At 47.7% G+C, this 22,861-nt stretch carries 19 protein-coding genes and 1 riboswitch; of the genes, 14 read left to right on the plus strand and 5 right to left on the minus strand.

The window, feature by feature from the left end:
- Position 1: 1 nt before the first annotated feature.
- The 3 genes from I8U19_RS13815 to I8U19_RS13825 form a co-directional block, all read right to left on the minus strand.
- Positions 2–1,597, minus strand: coding sequence for a M4 family metallopeptidase (locus tag I8U19_RS13815; protein ID WP_198056202.1), 1,596 nt, complete (start codon positions 1,595–1,597; stop codon positions 2–4).
- A gap of 371 nt (positions 1,598–1,968) precedes the next feature.
- Complete coding sequence (locus tag I8U19_RS13820; protein WP_198056203.1) at positions 1,969–2,799, minus strand: lipase family protein; 831 nt, start codon at positions 2,797–2,799, stop codon at positions 1,969–1,971.
- A 93-nt stretch (positions 2,800–2,892) separates the two neighbouring features.
- Positions 2,893–3,528: a TetR/AcrR family transcriptional regulator gene (locus I8U19_RS13825; protein WP_198056204.1), complete on the minus strand. Its 636-nt coding sequence runs from the start codon at positions 3,526–3,528 to the stop codon at positions 2,893–2,895.
- Between the two features lie 179 nt (positions 3,529–3,707).
- Here I8U19_RS13825 and I8U19_RS13830 point away from each other — a divergent pair, with 179 nt between their 5' ends.
- From I8U19_RS13830 to I8U19_RS13880, 11 genes are all read left to right on the plus strand, one after another.
- A complete protein-coding gene (locus tag I8U19_RS13830; RefSeq protein ID WP_198056205.1) occupies positions 3,708–4,940 on the plus strand; it encodes an acyl-CoA dehydrogenase family protein in 1,233 nt (410 codons plus the stop codon).
- Positions 4,941–4,945: 5 nt separating this feature from the next.
- On the plus strand, positions 4,946–5,719 hold the full coding sequence (locus I8U19_RS13835) for an SDR family oxidoreductase (protein ID WP_033099979.1): 774 nt from the start codon (positions 4,946–4,948) through the stop codon (positions 5,717–5,719).
- A gap of 27 nt (positions 5,720–5,746) precedes the next feature.
- Complete coding sequence (locus I8U19_RS13840) at positions 5,747–6,169, plus strand: acyl-CoA thioesterase (protein WP_033099978.1); 423 nt, start codon at positions 5,747–5,749, stop codon at positions 6,167–6,169.
- Positions 6,166–7,224, plus strand: coding sequence for a phosphotransferase family protein (locus I8U19_RS13845; protein WP_198056206.1), 1,059 nt, complete (start codon positions 6,166–6,168; stop codon positions 7,222–7,224). Before I8U19_RS13840 ends, I8U19_RS13845 begins: the two co-directional genes overlap by 4 nt.
- An 11-nt stretch (positions 7,225–7,235) precedes the next feature.
- Positions 7,236–7,958, plus strand: a complete 723-nt coding sequence (locus I8U19_RS13850; protein WP_198056207.1) for a 2-phosphosulfolactate phosphatase — start codon at positions 7,236–7,238, stop codon at positions 7,956–7,958.
- 29 nt (positions 7,959–7,987) lie between these two features.
- Positions 7,988–9,658 (plus strand): long-chain fatty acid--CoA ligase, encoded by a 1,671-nt coding sequence (locus I8U19_RS13855; protein ID WP_198056208.1) that lies wholly within the window; start codon positions 7,988–7,990, stop codon positions 9,656–9,658.
- Between the two features lie 54 nt (positions 9,659–9,712).
- Positions 9,713–9,875: riboswitch (M-box (ykoK) riboswitch) on the plus strand.
- Between the two features lie 268 nt (positions 9,876–10,143).
- Positions 10,144–11,079 (plus strand): magnesium transporter CorA family protein, encoded by a 936-nt coding sequence (locus tag I8U19_RS13860; RefSeq protein WP_198056209.1) that lies wholly within the window; start codon positions 10,144–10,146, stop codon positions 11,077–11,079.
- Positions 11,080–11,234: 155 nt separating this feature from the next.
- Positions 11,235–12,221, plus strand: coding sequence for an MDR family oxidoreductase (locus I8U19_RS13865; RefSeq protein ID WP_198056210.1), 987 nt, complete (start codon positions 11,235–11,237; stop codon positions 12,219–12,221).
- A 190-nt stretch (positions 12,222–12,411) separates the two neighbouring features.
- Entirely contained in the window at positions 12,412–13,950 is a 1,539-nt protein-coding gene (locus I8U19_RS13870; protein ID WP_198056211.1) for a spore germination protein, read from the plus strand.
- A complete protein-coding gene (locus I8U19_RS13875) occupies positions 13,934–15,028 on the plus strand; it encodes a GerAB/ArcD/ProY family transporter (RefSeq protein ID WP_198056212.1) in 1,095 nt (364 codons plus the stop codon). Before I8U19_RS13870 ends, I8U19_RS13875 begins: the two co-directional genes overlap by 17 nt.
- A complete protein-coding gene (locus I8U19_RS13880; RefSeq protein ID WP_198056213.1) occupies positions 15,025–16,140 on the plus strand; it encodes a Ger(x)C family spore germination protein in 1,116 nt (371 codons plus the stop codon). The genes I8U19_RS13875 and I8U19_RS13880 overlap by 4 nt, the downstream gene beginning before the upstream one ends.
- 20 nt (positions 16,141–16,160) lie before the next feature.
- Here I8U19_RS13880 and I8U19_RS13885 read toward each other — a convergent pair whose 3' ends face one another.
- On the minus strand, positions 16,161–16,979 hold the full coding sequence (locus I8U19_RS13885) for a serine hydrolase (RefSeq protein ID WP_232337279.1): 819 nt from the start codon (positions 16,977–16,979) through the stop codon (positions 16,161–16,163).
- Between the two features lie 150 nt (positions 16,980–17,129).
- Between I8U19_RS13885 and thiM the strand changes: the two genes are divergently transcribed.
- Both thiM and ppsA read left to right on the plus strand, forming a co-directional pair.
- Entirely contained in the window at positions 17,130–17,948 is an 819-nt protein-coding gene (thiM, locus tag I8U19_RS13890) for a hydroxyethylthiazole kinase (RefSeq protein WP_198056214.1), read from the plus strand.
- A gap of 229 nt (positions 17,949–18,177) precedes the next feature.
- Positions 18,178–20,793 carry a phosphoenolpyruvate synthase gene (gene ppsA, locus I8U19_RS13895; protein ID WP_198056215.1) on the plus strand — a complete coding sequence of 872 codons (2,616 nt, stop codon included), beginning with the start codon at positions 18,178–18,180 and terminating at the stop codon, positions 20,791–20,793.
- A gap of 143 nt (positions 20,794–20,936) precedes the next feature.
- Here the strand turns inward: ppsA and I8U19_RS13900 are convergent, their stop codons facing one another.
- Positions 20,937–21,914 carry a stage II sporulation protein M gene (locus I8U19_RS13900; protein WP_198056216.1) on the minus strand — a complete coding sequence of 326 codons (978 nt, stop codon included), beginning with the start codon at positions 21,912–21,914 and terminating at the stop codon, positions 20,937–20,939.
- A 106-nt stretch (positions 21,915–22,020) separates the two neighbouring features.
- Between I8U19_RS13900 and I8U19_RS13905 the strand changes: the two genes are divergently transcribed.
- Positions 22,021–22,818 carry an RDD family protein gene (locus I8U19_RS13905; RefSeq protein ID WP_198056217.1) on the plus strand — a complete coding sequence of 266 codons (798 nt, stop codon included), beginning with the start codon at positions 22,021–22,023 and terminating at the stop codon, positions 22,816–22,818.
- Positions 22,819–22,861: the final 43 nt, after the last annotated feature.

The following is a 22,861-nucleotide window of genomic DNA, read 5'->3' on the forward strand; positions in this document are numbered from 1 at the left end:
TTTAATAAACGCCGACAGCCGAATATGCGTTTTTCACCGTATTTACCTCTGCGGAATTGGCTCCGTACAAATCGGTGGCAGCTTGAATGGCAGCCTGGCGCATCGAGGAGAAATTGGAACTGGAGTAGAGATAATAGTTCAGGGCGCGATAATAGATGTTGGCTGTTTTTGCCCGTCCGATCCCCGACACTTGCACACCGTATGCACTGCCGCCCTGAGCCATCAAATAAGCAGCTTTGTTGTTGATTCCGCTGTTGGTGTGCACGCCGCCGTTATCATCCGGGCCGGTGTAGCGATTGGCGTAGTTGTCCGGGTCGCCATATTTGGTCGGATCCGACATGGAGCGCAAAGCGTCTCCCGCAATACCCGGCGTATAAACATCTTCCCCGATATCCCAGTCGTCGGAATCGATCATCGCTCCGAAAATATCGGAAATCGATTCATTGAGCGCACCGGATTCACCTTGGTAAATGAGATCGGCAGTCGATTGGGTTACGGCATGGGTCAACTCATGGCCGATGACGTCAAGTCCGCCGGACAGGGTGCGGAAAGTGGTTCCATCGCCGTCTCCGTAGACCATTTGCGTGCCGATCCAGGCAGCGTTATTCCACTTGTTGCCGACGTGAACGGAAGAGATGATAGGTGCGCCTTTGTTGTCATAGCTGTTGCGCCCAAAGGTATTTTTATAGTAATCATAAACTCTTTCGGCATAAGCATGGGCATCGACAGCAGCGGGATCACTAAAGGTTGTGCTGGAGCTTCTGATCAAGGTGCCCGGAAGATTGGGGGAATAGTACGGAACATGTTTGGCATCGTAGGTGGCGATTTCAATGCCCCGGCTGGTGCCGTCAAGATAATAGTATCCGCCCGAATAGGTGACATCGAAGGTTTTTGTATCACCAAGCACGCCTTTACCGGTTCCGGTGGCATCATTGGCTGCATTGAATTTATTGATGACACTGCCGTTGGTCGCATCGATAAAGTAGAACCAGTATCCCGGTTTCGGCTGCACCGTCGACATTTTCACAAGGTAGGTCAGTTTATATTGGTCCTGATAGGGATAGATATACAGATCCGCCGAGGGTTGTCCAACGAATTCTTGAATTGTTCCAACTTCTTTTTGCAAAGCGGTTTCAGCTTGCCGGATTGCCTCCTCTCTGGAGATTTCGGCTTTCGTGGCCACATGTTTGTTTTCCAGTTCGGGGATAAACTGTCCGAAGTAAGAAGCAACATCACCGTTTTTTTGCACATGGATCGTTTGATCGGACCCGTAGACGGGAATTCCTTTGTAAACCTCACGGACCCGGTAGTGGGTCATGCCCAGCTCGTCTGTTTGCACCTTTATGATTTGAAAATGGGATTGGACATTATCCCGAATTTTAAACAGATTCTTTTTATTATTGAGATAGGTCCAGACGATATCCTGCTTGTTTTTTGTGCTGGGGGCATCCCATTTTCCCATAAAGGTGGGGGTTTTGTATTGCTTGTGATATTTGATCGGATCGGTCGGTGCGGCATGAGCCGGGGAGCTGGCAAACGGTATTGTCCCGAGAACCAGGGCCATCGCCAATCCGGCGGAAGTGACCAATTTCTTCATCGGCTTCACTCCTTTTATTAAATAATTTTTAATGATTAGTTAATACAATTTATATTAAAAATAAATGAACTGTTCGGTCAATAGTAAATTAGAAAATAGATTAAATTTATATATTTTATTAACATTTCTATGCTTTCCGGCATTTTTCTGCCATTTTTCACTTTGCTCTGTTCGCGAAACAGCTGGTCGGGAGTAATTGGATTTGCCTGCTGATCAGTTGATCTTTTATTTGAAAACACAAATGCCGAAGAGAAGTCTGCTTCGGCATTTTTTCTGTTCATGAGAATGATTTCTTTGGCTCACGGGAACAAAGGGATGGATGAAGGGGAAGAGGGGGTGGCAAATGGTTCATTTCAGCATCTGATCCGTCATCAATAACTCGCTCCTTTTCTGCTGATCAAACAAGGATCGGTAATTTCCGGATTGACCGGACTAAAGCCTTTATTCGGTCCCCTGGCCAACATCTTGCCAAATGCCGGACAAAAATTGCGAAGAATGACAAAATAGGCGGCAATCTGATGGTGATGTCTCCCAAATGCGCGACAATTCCAGTGCAAGGGAAAGAGATAGTTCACATGTTGATAACCGGAAAGGAGCAGCTTCGGAACAATATCCCATTCGTTTGCCACTCTCAAACTCCGGGAAATGGCGCGGTTATAAGCGTTGACGAAGACAGAGTCGCCGGTTTTCGGAGAACCGAAAGTAATTACGACAGGTTTAACGGAAAAATTGAGTGCCAAGTCCAAAGCGGCCATGGTGGCGATTGCACCACCCATGCTGTGCCCGGTTACATAAACGGTTTTATGAGGAAATTTCCTGAGGCATTTAAGAACGGTTCCGATGATTTGCCTTCGCAGCGGAGGAATTTGGGGGTGAGAGGATCGCTGATACAGATCAGTCCAGCCGGAATGGGTTTTGCCAGGGCCGAAGGGGAAACGCTTTTGCGCGATTTGCAGATCAATGAGATTATCCTGGCTTGACTCAGAACCGCGCAGAACAACAACGATTCTTCTTTGCGAATGAGCGATAAATCCGATGGCTTCCGGTGCTTTCAGCGGGGCTGTGAGAACCTTTTTCGCGAAATGAAAGGATTCACCTGAGATGATCGGCAGTTTGGGCAGTTGATGCTTCCGGAATTGTTCCCTGGCCTGCCAGCAAAAACCAGCCATAAGCAGCAGCGTTTCATGAAGCTGGGCAGCCATCTTTGCTTCAGCTCCTTAATCTCGGGCTATAGATCGAAATGTAATATATTTTATTCCGGCTGCTCATGTTATTTCACAATCAATGAAAAACAGTTAATCCGACTGTTTGTTGTCAAGTGAAGGAATTTCCTCCCCGATGAAGATCGCTTCCTTAAAAAGCAAGGCGAGATCCCCGGAAATTTGGCGAAGATCCACCTTGTCGGGATCTTGTTGCAAAACGAAGTCAATCGCCCCGGAAACCATCCCGGACAGTGCGCTGACGGCCAAGTCTCGGTTTACGCTCCGGCATAAGCCTATGCTCATGTTCCGGATGATCTCATATTCCAATGGATGAAAAAGGGTTTTCATGATGTTGTCCCATCTCTCTTTTATCTCTTTCTGCGAATCCTTTGCGTTTTTCAGGATGGTGACTACATCACGATGTTCGTTGCATGCGGACAAAACATGATAAATGCTGTTGTAAGTCCGTCGATAAATACTTTTTTCCTCGGGAGAAAAAATTTTACATTTGGTGATCTTTTCATGCACTTCATCCGCCTGCTCAAGCAGCACATCCAATTTGGAATGATAGTACTGATAAAAGGTTCCGTATCCCAAATCAGCTTCATCCATAATCTCTTTAACATTGGTATGATGAAAGCCCGGTTCCAAAAACAATCTGAGCGCTGCCCGGCGAATCGCATTTTTTGTTTTGGCTTTCCGCCGAAGCTGTCGGTTGGGTTTGGTCATCCTCATCACACCTCTTCACCATTGTTCAGAAATCTTTATTCTATTGACAAAAATACAAAATTGTACGACAATTATTATAAAATGACATGGTTATCAATATTGATGCGGATCATATTATCGAAAATTACAAAATAATTAAACCCCATTTTCTTACTCTTGGCAACGGAGGGGGAACTCGTTTGTATTTCGACTTTTCAGATAAAGTTAACTGCCTGCGGCGCAAATTGGAACTTTTTATGGAATCGGTTGTTTATCCGAATGAAAAAGTTTATGAAGATCAGTTGAACTGCCAGTCTACACGTTGGCAAAGCCCCCCGGTCATGGAAGAGATGAAAGAAAAAGCCAGGAAGGAAGGGTTATGGAATCTGTTTTTGCCTGATCGCGAGTACGGGGCAGGGCTGAGCAATCTGGAGTACGCCCCGCTTTGTGAAATCATGGGGCGGTCGTTAATCGCGCCGGAGGTTTTCAACTGTTCTGCTCCAGATACAGGAAATATGGAGCTTCTCTATCAATACGGCAGCCCAAAACAGAAACAGAAATGGCTGCTCCCGCTTTTAAATGGAGAAATCCGTTCCTGTTTTTCAATGACGGAACCGGAAGTTGCTTCATCTGATGCAACCAACATCGAGACGCGGATTGAACGCGATGGTGACAGTTACATCATTACGGGGAGAAAATGGTGGTCATCCGGTGCAGGGGATCCCCGTTGCCGATTTGCCATTGTGATGGGGCTGTCCAACCCGGAAGCGCCCAAATACGAGCGCCATTCGATGATCATCGTTCCGCTTGATACTCCCGGAGTGGAGATTATCCGTACGTTGCCGGTATTCGGATATGATCATGCCCCCCATGGACATGCCGAAATCCGTTTTAATCAGGTTCGCGTTCCAAAAGAGAACATGATCTGGGAAGAAGGAAAAGGCTTCGCCATCGCCCAGGGGCGTCTGGGTCCCGGGAGGATTCATCACTGCATGCGCCTGATCGGGGTAGCGGAACGAGCATTGGAAATTTTGTGCGGGAGGGTGCAGAGCCGGGCGGCTTTTGGGAAACCTCTGGTGGAACAAGGCGTCATTCAGCAATGGATTGCCGATTCCCGAATCGAAATCGAGCAGGCCCGCCTCCTTACACTGAAAGCAGCGGCCATGATGGATCGCTATGGAAATAAATCTGCGCGCAAGGAGATTGCCATGATCAAGGTAGTTGCGCCCAATGTCGCTCTACGGGTACTGGATCGCGCCATTCAGGCTCTGGGCGCAGCCGGTGTATCGGAAGATTTCCCTCTTGCCGCTCACTGGGCAAACACCCGCACGCTGCGTCTCGCTGACGGGCCTGATGAAGTGCATCGCATGTCGGTGGCGAAGCTTGAATTGAGGGAGCAAGCCCGCAAACGGGGAAAAATCGATCAGGAGTGATTGCCATGCACATTCATGAATTGTTCAGTCTTAAGGGAAAAACAGCGATTGTGACCGGCGGGGGACGCGGGCTCGGGGAGCAGATTGCCGTTGCGTTGGCGGAAGCAGGAGCCGACATTGTCGTCTGTTCACGTAAAATCGAAGCTTGCGAAAAAGTCCGGGACCGCCTTAAGGAAAACAGAACGGAGGCTTTGGCTTTATCTTGTGATGTGACTGATCCGGACAGCGTCGAACAGGTGGTTCAAGAGACGCTTGCTGCATTTGGGAAAATCGACATCCTGGTGAACAACAGCGGTGTTTCCTGGGGCGCCCCGGCTTTGGAAATGCCGCTGGAAAAATTCAAAATGGTGATGGATGTCAATATGACCGGAACATTTCTGATGTCACAATCCGTCGGGAAACAGATGGCAAAGCAGAAGGCCGGCAAAATTATCAACATCGCATCGGTGGCAGGTCTAAGCGGAGCTGATCCACGTGTTTTGGATGCGGTCGGTTACCATGCCAGCAAAGGGGCCGTGATCTCCTTTACCAAGGATTTCGCCTGCAAAATGGCCGAATACGGGGTCAATGTGAATGCGATCGCGCCGGGCTTTTTTCCGACCAAAATGTCCAAAGCGATTCTTGAATACCGGGGACAAGCCATTCTGGAGCGCACACCGCTCAAACGTTTCGGTTCAGAACACGATTTGAAAGGAGCCGCGGTCTATTTGGCTTCACCCGCTTCCGATTATGTAACGGGACATGTACTGGTGGTCGATGGCGGAGCCCACGCGATGTGATGACTGGATCAGAAGAGGGGATGAACCGTGATTGAATCGGAGATAAGAGTCCGTTTTTGCGAAACCGATGCGCTGGGCCATGTGAATAATACAAGTTATTTCATCTACTTGGAACAGGGGAGAACCGAATTTTTTGAAGAGATTGCAACCTTTGCTGATCTGAGCGATTGGCCATTTATCCTGGCCCATATCCGTTGCGACTTTCTGCAGCAGGCATATTACAACCAACGGTTAACCATTCAAACCGGGGTCTTGCGTATCGGCACGAGAAGCGTACATCTGGGACAGCAAATCCTGGATCGCGAAAGCGGGGAAGTGATTGCCCGTTCGGAATCCGTCATGGTTTATTTTAATTTCCTCCGTCAACGAAGCGAGCCGATTCCCGACGGATGGAAGGCCAAATTGAATGCGTACTCCATCTCTTGGCCGGAAAAGAAGGAGGAGACATGAGTAAGGAAACTATCCCTGTCCGCCAGGGGGAAGAATTGAACGAAAAAAGACTTGAACGTTTTTTGCGGGATCATTTTGACCTTGAAAACGCTCCGCTTGAGATTGAACAATTTGCCAACGGCCATTCCAACCTGACGTATTTAATCCGAGTCGGGGCATGGGAAGCGGTGTTACGCCGCCCTCCTTTGGGACCGACTGCGCCCAAAGCCCACGATATGGGGCGTGAATACCAAGTACTGAAACGGTTGCACCCCGCTTTTCCGCTGGCACCGAAACCGCTCGTCTTCTGTGATGATCCGGAGATTGTGGGAGCGCCTTTTTTTATGATGGAACGCCGCAAGGGAGTTGTCGTTGAAACCTCTTTGCCTCCGGATATTCCGCCGACTCCGGAGAAAGGGCGCCAGTTATCCGAACTGATGGTTGATGCATTGGTTGAGTTGCATGCCATTCCCTACAAGGAAGCGGGAATGGTGCAAATCAGCCGCCCGTCAGGTTTTCTCACCCGGCAAGTGGAAGGATGGATCCATCGCTTTCACCGGTCGAAAACAGAAGAGATCAAAGAATTGGATTCGCTTTCAAATTATTTGACCTCCCGGATTCCCGCTTCACCCGAACCGACTGTGATCCATTATGACTACAAGTTTAATAACGTGATGTTTGATCCAGGCCTTACCAAAATGGTCGGGATTTTTGACTGGGAAATGGCCACCGTCGGGGATCCGCTGGCCGATCTGGGCTGTACGATGAGTTACTGGATCGAAGAAAGCGACCCCGATTTCCTGAAAAAAGCGTTTGGCCGGGATCCGGTGACAGTGTTGCCCGGATTTTTCACCCGTAAGCAATTTCTCGAATGTTATGGGCGAAAGAGCGGGCAGGATCTTTCCACGATCCATTATTATCTGACGTTTGCTTATTTTAAGCTAGCCGTCATCTGCCAGCAAATCTATTACCGCTATCAAAAGGGACAAACGGCGGATGAGCGTTTTGCCAAAATGGGAGAGCTTGCGAAAGCTTTGATTCGGTTTGCCTGTCAGCATGCCAACGGGCATCAATAGGAGAGAAAAAGATGGGAAAAGTACATCTGGTGTCACGCAAAGAGGATCTCGATCAGGAGCGGGTGCGGGGTCAGGTGGTTGTGGTGCTTGATATTCTTTTTGCCACTTCAGCGGTTGTTTCGGCGCTTTCTTATGGCGCACGCGAAGTGATTCCGGTTTGTGATGAATGGGAAGCCCGGCGAGTTGCAGAAGGAAAAGAAACGTACTTACTGGCCGGGGAAAATCAAGGGAAATTCATCGACGGATTTTTGAGTCCCTTTCCGAATGACTGGAAAGAGAAACTGCGCGAAAAAACAATTGTTCTGTCGACGACCAACGGAACGGTTGCCGTGCGAAAAGCGTCTCAGGCTTCTACCGTTTATATCGGGGCGCTTTTGAACAGTTGTTTTATCGCAAAATATCTGACAACCAACCATCGGCACCAGGAGATCGTGATCCTCTGTTCCGGTTCTGGGGGAAGGTTTTCACTGGAGGATTTTTATGGCGCCGGTTGCCTTATTCATTATCTCCTCCGATTTGATGAAACCTGGCAATCATCCGATGCAGCCAGATCCGCTTTGCTTTTGTACCAACACCATCCCGATCCGCTCGCTCTTCTGTCGCTCTCGCGGGTGGGAAAAGGGATGATTCGCCACGGATACGGACGGGAAGTTGCATTTGCGGCACAACAGAATTTGTTTCCGTTGATTCCCCGCCTGGATCAGGGAGTAATCCGCCCATTGGCTTTCGGTTAAGGGAAATCCAAGTTTATGGAGGGAAAATGATGTTGACGAAACATTTCGCTTTTTGGCCTCCATTGTTGCCGAAAACACTGACCGTACCGAAAACGCCGGTTCATGACAATTTGTTTGTCACAGCTAAGCGATATCCCGACAAAATTGCGATCATTTATTATGGCGGAACTCTTACCTACCGGCAGCTGGCCGACGAAGTGGAAAAAGTCGCAGGATATTTGCAAAAGCGTCTCGGTGTGAAGCGCGGTGACCGCGTCATCATCTACATGCAGAATGCACCGCAATTTGTGATTGCCTGCTACGCCGTCTTATGTGCAGACGCGGTGGTTGTTCCGATTAATCCGATGAATAAGACGGGTGAGCTGGCTTATTATCTGAAAGATTGCGGGGCGGAAGTGGCCTTTGTCGGACAGGAACTGTACAAGCAGGCTGCACCCCTCCTGGAAAACGGGGATTTGAAACGGATGATTGTCGCCTGTTACTCCGAATATGCCCGGCCAACTCAGGAACCGGATGAATTGTTGCCCGAAGAAGTAAAGCTGACGCCTGTCGCGTTTTCGGACAGCCGGATTGTGAATTGGCGGGATGTAATTTCCTCTGATCTGAGACCGGATCAAAGCAGAGCTAAAGACGATGACATTGCCACCATCCCGTATACCTCGGGAACGACCGGCAAACCGAAAGGCTGCATCCATTTGCACCGGACCCTCCAGGCCAATATCTTCAGTGCGGCCGTCTGGGTGCATCTTACCTCTGATTCGGTCGTTCTTACCTGTTTGCCGTTGTTTCATGTGACAGGAATGGTCCATTCCATGCACTCGGCGATTTCCTGCGGCGGAACGATGGTGATCATGACACGCTGGAACCGAATTTTGGCAGCAGACTGGATCGAACGGTACCAGGTCACGCACTGGACCAATATCAGTACCATGCTGATCGATTTCCTCTCGCAACCGCACATTTCCAAAAGGCGCTTGGATTCGCTTGTATCGGTGGGAGGAGGAGGAGCATCCCTCCCCAAGGCGATCGGAGAAAAACTGGAAGCATTGACCGGCCTTCGCTATATGGAAGGGTACGGGCTGACGGAAACGATCGCCCACACGCACTTCAATCCGCCAGGGCGTCCCAAATTACAGTGTCTGGGGATCCCATCTTTTGATGTCGATGCCCGGATCATTGACCCCGACAGCAAAACCGAACTCAAAGAAGGGGAAGAAGGCGAACTGGTTGTCCACGGACCTCAGGTCTTTGCCGGTTACTGGCGGCAACCGGAAGAAACCGAACGGTCGTTTATTCAACTCGATGGCAAGCGCTTTTTCCGCACGGGGGATATTGCCCGTTACGACGAAGAGGGATATTTTTTCATTGTTGACCGCCTGAAAAGGATGATCAATGTTTCCGGGTTCAAAGTTTGGCCGACCGAAGTGGAGTCTGTACTCTTCCATCATCCGGCGATTCAGCAAGTGTGTGTGGTCGCCACGCCGGATCAAAGAAGAGGAGAAACAGTCAAGGCGTTTATCATTCTGAAGGAAGAGGCGGATTCCATCAGCCCGGATGAAATTATTCAATGGGCCAAAGAGCGAATGGCTGCTTATAAATGCCCCCGCCAAATTGAATTTGTCAAAACATTGCCGATGACCAGCAGCGGAAAAATCCTGTGGCGCGAGTTGCAGGAAAAAGAGTTTGGCAAAACAACTTGAAAATTGAGGATTGACTCGTATGGTCCGGCGTTGTATATTGGTGAAGTAATTTAATATCCTATCCGTTAGGTGAGGCTCCTGTACAGAGAGACGCTACTGCCCAAAAATGTCGAGAGACGCCAATGGGTCAACAGGAAAGATCGGCTTAAGGTCTTTTCTAATGTAGCTGGCATAGCCTATGCTGTACAGTGCTAAAACTCAACGAGAGGACAAATTGGGATGTCGCTGAAGATTGCTTGTTTTGCATGAGCAGTTTTTCAGGGACTCTGTCTGCATGGTGCTAACATAAGCCTTCACGCCCACGCCTCTTGTTGGGGAAGTGAAGGTTTTTTATTGCTCACAAAAACGCTCTGTTTCAAAAAGGAGGTGGAGAACATTCTTACAGACGATCCATTACCGTTACCGTTATTCAGACCTTCACTAGACCATGGCAGGCGGGGATGTTCTCCCTTCCTGCGGCAAAGCTGCAAACAGAGGTGAGCATGATGCTGAACATCTACCAATCCGATCCAAACGGCTCAATCAAAGAGATTCATGAATTCCGGCCGGGATGCTGGGTCAACCTTACCAATCCGACGGATGAAGAAATCGATCAGGTTGTGCAGGCGTTAAAGATCCCTGCCGACTTTTTACGGGATTCCTTGGATGAAGAAGAGAAATCGCGTATTGAAAAAGAGGATAATTGCCTTTTAATCATTGTTGATATTCCCATGACGCAAAATGGTTCCCGGGAAGAACGATATATCACGCTCCCCCTCGGGATGATCGTAACCGAGAACTGTTTTGTCACCGTCTGTTTGAAGGAAAACTCGATTCTGGAACATTTCACCGGCAACAAAGCCAAAGACTTTTACACATACATGAAAACCCGCTTTGTTTTGCAACTGTTGTCGTTAATTTCCACTCACTATTTAAGCTATCTGAAAAAAATCAATCGCAAAACGAACGAAATCGAGAAAGAACTCCGTCAATCCACGCAAAACCAAGAGCTGTTTTCCCTGTTGAATCTGGAAAAGAGCCTCGTTTATTTCACCACTTCGTTAAAAACGAACAACATCGTGACGGAGAAATTGCTCAAAAGCCAGTATTTAAAAATGTATGAGGAAGACCAGCATTTGCTGGAAGATGTGATCATTGAGAATAAGCAGGCAATCGAAATGGCGGAAATCTACAGTTCCATCCTGAGCGGATTGATGGATGCTTTTGCTTCCGTGATCTCAAACAATTTGAATCATGTGATGAAAATATTGACCTCGATCACGATTGTTTTATCATTTCCCACCATGATTGCCAGCATCTACGGAATGAATGTGCCATTGCCTTACCAAAATCACCCGCATTCCTTTTCGGTTCTTATGGTATTGTCCCTTGCCCTTTCTTCGATTACCGCCATTATTTTTTGGAAAAAGCGCTTCTTTTGAAACCCGCAATAAATCCCGGCTCCGTACACAGGGCCGGGGTTTTTTTGCTGAAGAGTTTGCGATACGATCTCAAATTCAAGGCAACGATTTCCCGTTATTAAGAGTTGGAAATGTTAAAATAGAGGTATACCGATTCAGAAAGGAAGGGCGAGCAGATGAAAAAATTTCGGGCGCTCCTGTTGGAAAAAGAGAACGGGAAAGTGATCTCCCGGCTGCAAGAGTTGGACTTGTCCGCCTTGCCGGATGAAGACGTGCTGATTAAGGTTACATACTCCAGTTTGAATTACAAAGATGGATTGGCTGTCACCGGGCGGGGAAAAATTATCCGGGACTATCCTTTTATTCCGGGAATCGATCTGGCCGGGATCGTGGAGGAATCGCGTTCACCGGCGTATAAACCGGGAGATGCCGTCATCTTAACAGGCTGGGGAACGGGAGAAAGGCATTGGGGCGGCTATGCGGAGTATGCCCGGGCCAAGGCAGACTGGCTGGTTCCGTTGCCTGAAGGCATGAGCCTGAAGCAAGCGATGGGATTGGGAACTGCCGGATTAACGGCAATGCTGTCCGTGATGGCATTGGAAAAGTACGGAGTCCAAAAGGACCGGGAAATCGTCGTAACCGGAGCTGCCGGAGGAGTGGGAAGCATATCAGTCGCTCTGCTCGCAAAGCTTGGATATCATGTAACCGCTTCGACAGGGCGGGAAAGCGCGCATTCATTTCTGAAAAGTCTCGGAGCCAAACAGATTATTGATCGCGAGCAACTTTCCCGGAAAGGAAACCCATTGGAAAGCCAGCGCTGGGGAGGAGCAATTGATACAGTCGGAGGAACAACACTCGCCGGAATATTGCGCGGCATGTCCTATTATGGTACCGTAGCCTCTTGCGGACTGGCGGGCGGCAGTGATTTGAACACCACGGTTTTCCCCTTTATTTTAAGAGGTGTCAAGCTGATCGGCATCGATTCCAACACCTGTCCGACAGAAATCCGGTCAGAAGCATGGCGAAGATTGGCCGCATTATTACCGGAAGAAGTGCTGCAACCGATTGTCGAGATTCATCCTTTAAGCCAGATCCCGGAACTGAGCGGGCAGATTTTAGCAGGCAAAATCCGCGGCCGGGTCGTGATTGATGTGAAATCATAAGGGGAATTCTTTCTTTAAAACGAAAAAATTGATTGGCAGCAGGCCTTCAGGAATGGAGTGCCTGCTTTTCTTTTTACAAGGGAATATCCGACTTCGAATAAGCACATGATCATCTGGAAATATCTAATCGAGAACAAATCTTTCTTGTGGGATTCCTTCTGAAGAAAACAGATGGCGCAGGTGTGGAAAAATGTCATTTTTTAAAAGCATCTTCTCAAACAACCGATACGGGAATCATAAAAGCAAAAAAAATACGTTGAAAGGTGAAAAAAAGCCTTTCAAAAGCTTAGAGGACAACATCCGCTATATCAAGGAAGCGGTTTACAATACGGACGATTTAAAAGAAAGAGAGGTCGATTTTTGTAACCGTAAAGCCATTTTGCTCTATATGGAACCGATGTGCAGCCACCAAAAACTGTACGACTATCTGATCGATCCGATCCAAAGGACCATCAAAGAGGATCTCGAAGAGGTGATTCTTTCTCCGGAACTTGAAATAGCGGAAGATCTAAACCACGCCATCTTCAAACTCTTGGACGGAAGTTGCGTGATCTTGCTGGAAGGGGAAAAAAGGATCTATATCGCAAACGTCCCCAACACGGATAAAAGGGGAATCGAAGAGCCGGACAATGAAAGGGTGGTTCGCGGCCCGCACTATGGGTATGTCGAGGATTTGTCAACCAATCTTCGACTTTTGCGAAAACAGATTCAAAATCCCAATCTGGTCATCCGGTATTATAAACTGGGCAAAATAACGAGAAACAAAATTGCGGTCGCTTATATGCACAATCTGGCCAACGCCGAACTGGTTGACAAAGTGGATCAGCGTCTGCGTTCCATTTCCAGTGATACCATTCTTTCTCCCGGTTTTTTGCAGGAATATATTGAGGATCATCCTTTTTCACCTTTTCCGCAAGTATTGAACACGGAACGTCCTGACCGGACGATGGCCGCCCTGATGGAAGGAAAAGTGGCGATTTTTTCCGAAGCCGATCCGACTGCCCTGATTGTTCCGGTCACACTGTTCACCTTTTACCAAACGCCGGATGATTACCACAGCCGCTGGATCGTCGGCTCTTTCGTGCGTTTGATCCGATTTTCAGCGTTTCTGATCTCGTTTATCCTGCCGGCTGCCTATATTGCGGTTGTGTCGTTTCATCCAGAGCTATTGCCTATCGATTTGGCATACAATATTCAGGGTACATTGCAGAACATTCCTTTCCCGCCGTTATTGGAAGCGCTTTTAATGGAATTGACGGTTGAGCTGATCCGCGAGGCCGGGATTCGCCTTCCCAGCCCTGTGGGGCAAACCATCGGCATCGTAGGCGGATTGGTGATCGGAGATGCCGTGGTTCAGGCGGGGTACGTTTCTTACACGATGGTCCTGGTGGTGGCGCTTACGGCCATTTCTTCCTTTTTGGTTCCATCCAATGACATGAGTACTTCCATCCGGGTGTTACGTTTTCCCCTGATGTTTTTGACCTCTGTGTTCGGGGCGATCGGGATCCTGTTCGGGGTGATGTTTCTCCTGATTCACTTGGCGAAACTGGATAGTTTTGGCACTCCGTACATGGCTCCGATCATGCCGTTCCGTCTCCGGGATCTGAAAGATACGTTTGTCCGACTGCCGATCTGGAAGTTCAATGAGCGCCCGCAAGAGGCGCATCCGCAAATACTCAGGCAGGAATGGAATTCGAGAGAGTGGGAGAATAATGAAGAACAACATTGAGATCACCCCAATGCAATTAAGCTTCACGATCATGCAGGCGATGTTTGGGGTGGGGTATGTATCCCTGCCGCATAACCTGCAAGAGGTAGCCAAGGGAGGAGGGTTTCTCTCCGTTCTCTTTGCCGGTGTACTTGTACAGATTCTGCTCATTATTCTATGGGCTTTGAATAAACGCTTCCCTACCAAAACCCTTTTTGAATTTGCTCCGGTGATTTTGGGGAGATTTTTCGGAACAGCCGTTTCCTTGCTCTATATCATCTATTTTTTGCTCACCTCCAGTCTCGTATTGGACTTATACACCCGCATCAACAAGGAGTGGGCGTATCCTTTGACACCGGGTTGGCTGTTGATGTTGCTGATGGTGTTTACCAGCATTTATTTGGTGATCTCCGAATTGCGGGTTATGGCCCGCTTCCTGGTGTTTGTCTCTTTCCTGCTCATCGCCAACCTGTTCCTGGCCATCTGGGGACTTCAAAACGCCAACTACTTATACATTCTGCCGATTGATGAAGCGGGATGGATCAATATTGCGAAAGCGATGCATGATTCGGTGATCGGCATGCTGGGATTTGAGCTGATTCTCGTAGCCTATCCCTTCACGGAAGGAACTGACAAAGACAAGTTGAAAGCGGTTTCGTTCGCGCTCTGGGTAATAGTTTTCCTCTACACGTTGATCACCTTTACCTGTCTGGTTGTCTATTCCCCGGAAGAGATCCCTCTGATCTCGGAACCGGTCATCCACCTGCTTAAAGCTTATCGGTTGCCGATGATTGAAAGGCTGGATCTGTTTTACTTATTGCTCAATGCCATCGCGGCAGCCACATCGTATATGGTGTATTTGTATATATCCACCAAAGGAATTACATCTCTTTTCAAGCGGGTGAAGTACAAATGGGCCATTTGGCCGGCTGCGGCCATCAGTTTTGTCATCGCGCTGTTCCCGGAAAACCGGTATCAAATCATGCAATTCAGTAAGATTTTCAGCTTTGTCAGCTACTTGTTTATTTTTGCCCTTCCTGTATTTCTGCTCATCGTTGCGCTTATTAGAAAACAAAAGGAAGAGGGGGTGAATATGTGATCCGAAAGCGCCTGACACCATGGATGTTGCTCCTGTCCCTTATCTTCCTCTCTGGCTGTTGGGATATCGATTATTTGCGTGATTTCCGGTTGGTCGTTATTGCTGGATTTGACCGAAATCCCGATGGGAAAATAATGGAGACGGTAGCGGTTCGCTATCCTCCTGCTACCTTTGGTTCCGGAAGTCCCACCAACATCACTTTTGAAGGGATCGGAAATTCGGTCCGGGAGGCGAGAAAGAATATCGCCATAAAAACGAACGGCAGAATCCGAACCTCGAAAAACCGGGTCTTGCTTTTTGGGGAACGATTGGCCAAAGAAGGAATCTATGATGTGCTGGATGTCTTATACCGGGATCCAAAATCCGCGCTCAGCGCTCATATCGCCGTGACTCGCGGCACGGCCAAAGACATTATCACAATCAATCAGATCGGTTCTACCCTGATCGGGAAATACATCGACGAATTGATTGAATCCAATGAAACGAAATCGATTGTGGAAAAGCATAACATCGAGTCCATATTTGCCTATCTGATGGATCCACTTCAAGATTTTGCAATTCCCTATCTGACCAGCGACGGCAAGGATGTAAAAGTCGCCGGAATGGCCATGTTCCACGGACAGCGAATGACGGGAATTCTCACTCCCGATGAATCAATTCTCTACCTGATGATGAAAGGAAAAAACAAGAGTAGAAGTGATTTAACCATCAAAATCGGTCAAAATGAACGTTCGCCGCAACGGAATTTCATTTCGATTGATATACGAAAAACGAAACCCAAGATGGATGTAAAAGTTCATGGAAATAAGATAGACGTCACCCTTGTGGACAAACTCAAGGTAGAAGTGGGAGAATATCCGCCGGATCAATTGGAACAAGAGGAACATGCCAAAAAATTGAGCAGCCAGCTTTCTGCGATTCTTACCAAACGGATGAATTCGCTTCTCAAGAAAATGCAAAAGGCCCATTTTGACGGATTTGGAGTCGCAAGGCATTTAAAGGCATTTCACTATGAGGACTTCAAGAAGATTGACTTCGAGAAGGAATTCCCCCATATTCATTTTCAAGCAAAGGCGATTGTGGAAATCTCGGATTACGGAATTATTAGTTAGAGAAAAGGGGGGTGCTTTGTTCACTCCTGGCCCGTGTAAACATCAAACACGAGCCGGGCCAGTTCCCCCAATCCTTTTTGCGCTTCATGGTAATTCAGTCCTTCGCTGAGCGCGACCAGGATGAGCGCGCGGGAACCGATATAAAAGATGCCCGAATCATGCAAAATACGGGTGACCATTCCTGTCTTATGAGCCATTTCATAAGGCGGAATGCTCCCCACGATCTCTGTATTTTTCGAAGGAAGGAAATAGGGGAAGCAATCGTTTAATTGCTGTTTTTTGAGGATTTGCACCATCTCCTGGCTCGCATGCCACGAAATCGCTTTGCCGGTGGCCAGGGCTTTGTAAACGCGCGCCATATCTTCGGCAGTGATTTGGTTTATCCCTTCCGGATTTGCCGGGAGAATCATCAGTTTGTTGTAAAAAGTGCTTCCGGTCATCCCCAGCTCGTTCATCGTTTCCCGAATCACATTCTTGCCGAGCAGATCGATCAACAGATTGGTGGCGGTATTGTCGCTCTGAATAATCATCAAAGTGACGAGATCCTTCACGGTGAAGCGGGTGCCGGGCGTCAGGTGTTGCAAAACCCCCGAACCGCCGACTTGATCCTCTTTCCGCAAAATCACTTCCCGACTCAATTCCAGCGCCCCGCGATCTGCCTGACGATAGACTGCAATCATAATCGGAACTTTGATGATGCTTGCGGAATAAAACGTTTTTGCTTCATTCCATATCCAGCGTTGTTCGGTATGAAGATCCTCGATCCAAACCCCCCACGTACCGGCAACACCGGTTTTCCAATCATCCAGCTTTTGAGTTAACATTTGAAATAAACTCAAATGGATCGCTCCATTCCCTGTTGGTATCTGTCTATTCCTATTATAAATGAAATTTCTATTTTACAGATTTGGCTTGAACCGAAGATTTATTCAAGCATCCATGATAAAGTAAGCAATGAAAAGATTTTACATTAAGGGATGAATGGACAGATGACAGCAGAAAAAATCGCACAAATATTGGATCGCGTCCGTAAGGAAAACCCGCTGGTTCACAATATCACCAATGTGGTGGTGACCAATTTTACCGCAAACGGACTGTTGGCTCTTGGCGCATCACCGGTGATGGCTTATGCACATGAAGAAGTGGCGGACATGGCCAAAATCGCCGGCGCCCTTGTCTTAAACATCGGCACATTGAACCGGGAAACGGTCAAAGCGATGATCATCGCCGGAAAATCAGCAAACGACCACCGGATCCCCGTTGTTTTTGATCCGGTCGGTGTCGGAAGCACTCCATTCCGGACTGAGATGGCAAGAGAAATTTTGTCCAAAGTGAAAGTTTCAATCATTCGCGGCAACGCAGGGGAGATCGCCAATCTCATCGGTGAAAACTGGGCGATGAAAGGCGTGGACACAGGTAACGGCAGCGGAAACACCAGGAAACTCGCACAACTGGCTGCGCAGCGATTAAACACGATTATTGCGTTGACGGGCGAGGAGGATGTGGTTACGGATGGTCATGAAATCCATATGATCCGTAACGGTCATCCGCTCTTAACCAAAGTAACCGGCACCGGATGTCTATTGACTTCCGTCCTGGGTGCGTTTGCCGCCGTCGAAAAAAATCATCTTTTGGCTTCGGTCAGCGGGATCGCCGTATATGGCGTGGCCGCGGAAATCGCTGCCGCAAAAGCAGGGCATGAGGGCCCGGGAAGTTTTCAGTATGAATTTTTGAATCAGCTCTCCAAGATCACGGAAAAGCAAATTATCCAATACAGTTCGACGGAAAATACAACAGTCATAGAATAAAAATCATGGCTCCTCACCCCGGAAAACAGGGAGGGGAGTCATGATTTTTATTCAAACAGATATACAAACGACCGAAAAAGGACACATCTCTCCCACTTTAATTATAAAACAAAATCGGAATCAATTACAGACTGTTTATTCTTGGAGCTAAGTTCTAGAATCTATACAGTAAGAGATGCTCCATGGCGCAATTGGCGGTAGATCAAGTCTAAAAAAAGGGGAGAAGTGAATGAGCTCCTATGTTGTCAGTTTTCGGGAGATGGATAAAACGCAACTTTTGCTCGTTGGAGGAAAGGGGTTGAATTTGGGGGAACTGGCGAAGATTCATGGAATACAAGTGCCGGAAGGATTTTGTGTTACGACAAAAGCTTTTCAAAAAGCCCTCGAACAAAACGAAGCGTTTCGCGCAATGTTGGATCAACTCACATTGATGAAAGCAGAGGAGCGGGATCGAATCAGGGAAATCAGCAGCCGGATTCGGAAAATCATAATGGAAGCAGAGATTCCTTCCGATGTTGAGAAAGCAGTTGCTCACTATCTCGCACGATTTGGCAACGAACATGCGTATGCCGTGCGGTCCAGTGCAACGGCGGAAGATTTGCCGCATGCCTCTTTTGCCGGTCAGCAAGAAACCTATTTAAATATTATCGGAAAGGAAGCCATTTTGCGTCACATCAGCAAATGTTGGGCTTCCTTGTTTACGGATCGTGCCGTGATCTACCGTATGCTAAACGGATTTGACCACAGCCAAGTGCATCTGTCCGTAATCGTTCAACGGATGGTGTTTCCACAGGCTTCAGGAATTTTATTTACTGCAGATCCGGTTACTTCCAATCGAAAACTGCAATCGATCGAGGCCGGTTTTGGACTTGGAGAAGCTCTTGTCGCCGGTTTGGCATCTGCCGATTGTTATAAGGTGCAAGAAGATAAAATTGTCGAGAAGAGGATCGCAACCAAAAAATGGGCGATCTATGGACTGAAAGAAGGCGGAACGGAGACACGGCAGATCGATCCTGATCAACAAAAGATTCCGGCACTTACTGACCAACAAATTTTCCGACTGGCACGCATCGGGAGACAGATCGAAGCATATTTTGGTTGCCCGCAAGATATCGAATGGTGTTTGGCTGACGATACATTTTATATCGTCCAGAGCCGGCCCATCACCACCTTGTATCCCATCCCCGAGACAAATGATCCCGGCTATCGCGTTTATGTGTCTGTCGGCCACCAACAAATGATGACTGATCCCATAAAACCGTTGGGATTGTCTTTTTTCCTGTTAACGACTCGTGCGCCCATGCGTGCAGCCGGCGGAAGGTTGTTTGTTGATGTCACACAGATGCTGTTTTCACCTGACAGAAGAGAAATGTTATTAGATACCATGGAACAACATGATCCGCTCATGAAAGACGCACTGATGACCATCATCGAGAGAGACGAGTTTATCAAATCGTTCCCAAAAGATGCGAAAGAACAAAGTCTCGGCAAAATCAATAAGGGGATATTGTCTGCGGGTTTTCAAGGCCAAATCGAAAACGATCCGACCGTTGTTTCCGATTTGATGAAACGCACTCAAACAGCGATTGAAGAGTTGAAGCACAACATCCGGAAAAAATCAGGACCGGATTTATTTGATTTTATCCTGGAAGATATCCGGCAATTGCAGAAGCTTTTATCTGACCCCCAAAGCATAAGGGTGATTCGGGCCGGGCTCGATGCTTCATCATGGATCAATGAAAAAATGAATAAATGGTTGGGTGAAAAAAACGCTGCGGACACGCTTTCGCAATCCGTGCCGAACAATATTACTTCGGAAATGGGTCTGGCACTATTGGATGTTGCCGATGTAATTCGCCCTTATCCGAAGGTAATCCATTATTTACAACATGTAAAAGATGATCGCTTTTTGGATGAACTGGTTAAGTTTGATGGCGGGCGGGAAGTCAGGGAAGCGTTCCTTGCTTTTCTCAACAAATACGGAATGCGCTGTCCCGGAGAAATCGATATTACCAGAACCCGTTGGAGCGAAAATCCAACTGCACTACTCCCCATGATTCTCCGGAACGTCAAAAACTTTGAGCCTGGCGCCGGTAAACGAAAATTTGAACAAGGACGGCAGGAAGCTTTAAAAAAAGAACAAGCGTTGTTGGGCCGATTGAAGCAATTACCGGACGGGGAACGAAAAGCTGAAGAGACAAAACGAATGATCAGCCTGCTCCGGAATTTCATCGGTTTCCGGGAGTATCCAAAATACGGCATGATGAATCGCTACTTCATCTATAAGCAGGCGTTGTTGAAAGAAGCCGAACAGCTTTTGCAAGCCAAGGTAATCCGTGAAAAAGAAGATATTTACTATCTCACTTTTGAAGAACTTCGCGAAGTCGTGCGTACAAACAAACTGGATTACCGGATTATCAGCAAACGAAAAGACGAGTACAAACGATATGAAAATCTAACCCCTCCACGTGTGATCACATCTGATGGTGAAATCATTGCCGGCAAATACAAATGGGAGAATCTCCCGGCCGAAGCGATTGCAGGCCTGCCGGTTTCTGCCGGAGTGGCAGAGGGGAGAGCGCGTGTGATCTTAAACATGGAAGATGCAGATCTGGAAGAGGGAGATATCCTGGTCACAACCTTTACTGACCCCAGCTGGACACCCTTGTTTGTATCCATACAAGGTCTGGTCACCGAAGTTGGCGGACTGATGACCCATGGAGCGGTTATTGCGCGCGAATATGGCTTACCGGCCGTAGTCGGTGTGGAAAATGCCACCAAACTGATAAAAGACGGGCAACGCATTCGGGTGAATGGAACAGATGGCTATATCGAAATATTGTGATTGCCGAATACGTGCGAATTTAATCAATAGCACTCAATAAGGAACCGGTTGAAAAGTTTGTTCCAGGCCGGGTCGTGACACCCTTTAACCTCCCCGCGTTTCGCGAATGGTGAGTCAAGGTGTATCACGACTTCCTGATTTGCTTAACTTTCATCAGGGTTCTGTTGGGCAAAAAACGGGCGCCCGAAATAGAGAGAAAGCCATAACAGATTAAAAATGGCAACCGCATATTTCGTCCAATGCGGCCAGTGCGCAGGAGTCACGTATCCTTCAATGATGCCGGCGATGATAAACATCGGAATCACGCCGACCATTAATTTGATCGTGACCAGTCCCTCGCGGATCAAGGCATGCTTCCTTGTAAAATCACCGGGGACAAACAGGCGGTATGCCAGAGAAAGCCCTGCTGCTCCGGAGATAAAGATGGCTGTCAATTCAATGACACCATGGGGCAAAATAAATGCCCAAAACGGGTAGTCGCCTCCCGCCTGACTGTACAAGGCGGATAAAGCCCCCAACAGCAATCCGTTCATGAACAAGCTCCAGATCGTTCCAATTGCCAAAAATATCCCCATCGCGAAACAGGTAAAGGCCACTTGGATATTGTTAATCATGATTTGACTGGAAACGATCGCATCATTCCAGTCATTTTTTCCGATATTTTGGGGATCGATATTTCCCGCAAGGTCTGACGGAAGGAAAAAGGCCGCCGCATCATGATTCAAACAGGTAGCAACAAAGGCAAAAAGAAAACCGGCAAACAGAAGAAGTGCAGCTGTAAGCACAAAAAAGCGGCGCTCATAAAACAATTTGGGGAATCCGTCACGATAAAACAGCCAGACTTTTTTTCCGTAGGTCGTTTCAGGGGCACCATACAGGATATTATGAGCTCTCATAACCAGTTGTCGCAGTTCCGCTGTGATTTCATGCGAGGGAAAGCAGGTTTGCGCATAAGCCAAGTGCGCGGAAATTTGCCGGTACATTCGGCCGAATTCATCAATTTCTCCCTTTGTGCAATTGCGCAGCGACTTTTGCCCCAGAAATTCCTGCAAACGTGACCAGGTTTCCTGGTTCTCCTTGATAAATTGACTGAGCCGGTTTGATGTGTTGGTCAGGGACAATCTAACCCCTCCGATTAACTGATGAACGAATTGTCAATGTTTTTCCTATTTATTTTCCTATATAAAGATATTGTATAATGTGAATGTGAATCAGAAGGGGGCTAAAATGAAAAACATTGTTACAATCCAAACGCCTGAATATGTTCAGGTTCCCTTTGAGACTGCGGGGATTGTCAGCCGCGGGATCGCAAAATTGGTGGACTTTTTGGTTTTAAGCGTCATCCTTGTCCCGTCGAGTTTGATCAGTTTTGCGTTCCTGGCAATGGGGGATGACCCGCAAAATACAGAGTTATCAATCCTCGCGGCGCTCTTCTTTTTCATCACGGCCGCACTTCCTCTTCTTTACTTTGTTTGCCTGGAATACTGGATGAATGGCCAAACCATCGGAAAAAAAGTGCTCGGACTTCGTGTAATACATGACCGGGGAGGAAAAGCATCTTTTTCTGCCGTGTTTTTGCGCAACCTTTTGCAATTGGCTGATCTCTTTCCCGGTTTTTATGTCAGCGGAATGATCGCGATCTTTCTTCATCGGGAAGAAAAAAGAATCGGGGACATGATCGCCGGAACACTTGTCGTGATGGAAAGAGAGAAGCACCAAGTGTTGCATTTTCAAGCATCACCGCTCTTTTTGAATGAACGGGAGGTGGAAATTTTACAGAGACTGTCCCCGATCTCCCCGGAGCAATACCTTGTGCTGGAATCATTCTTAAGACGCAGAAATGAATTGCTTTTACAAGTCCGAAGTGCGATCGCCGAACAATTGATTAAAAAATGGTGGCCTGAAATTGAAACAAAAGCGGGATGCGAAGAGGAGTTTTTGGAAAAAGTTTACCTCTATCTGCGCAAAAACATCTATCCGGTTCATCTGCCGAAGATTATCCCGGCTTTGATAATTGGAAAATAATGCTGGTGGCACGGTCAAAACCGTGTCATCTCATTTTATACTT

It is taken from the genome of Thermoactinomyces sp. CICC 10523, assembly GCF_016055105.1.
GTDB lineage: Bacteria > Bacillota > Bacilli > Thermoactinomycetales > Thermoactinomycetaceae > Thermoactinomyces_A > Thermoactinomyces_A daqus.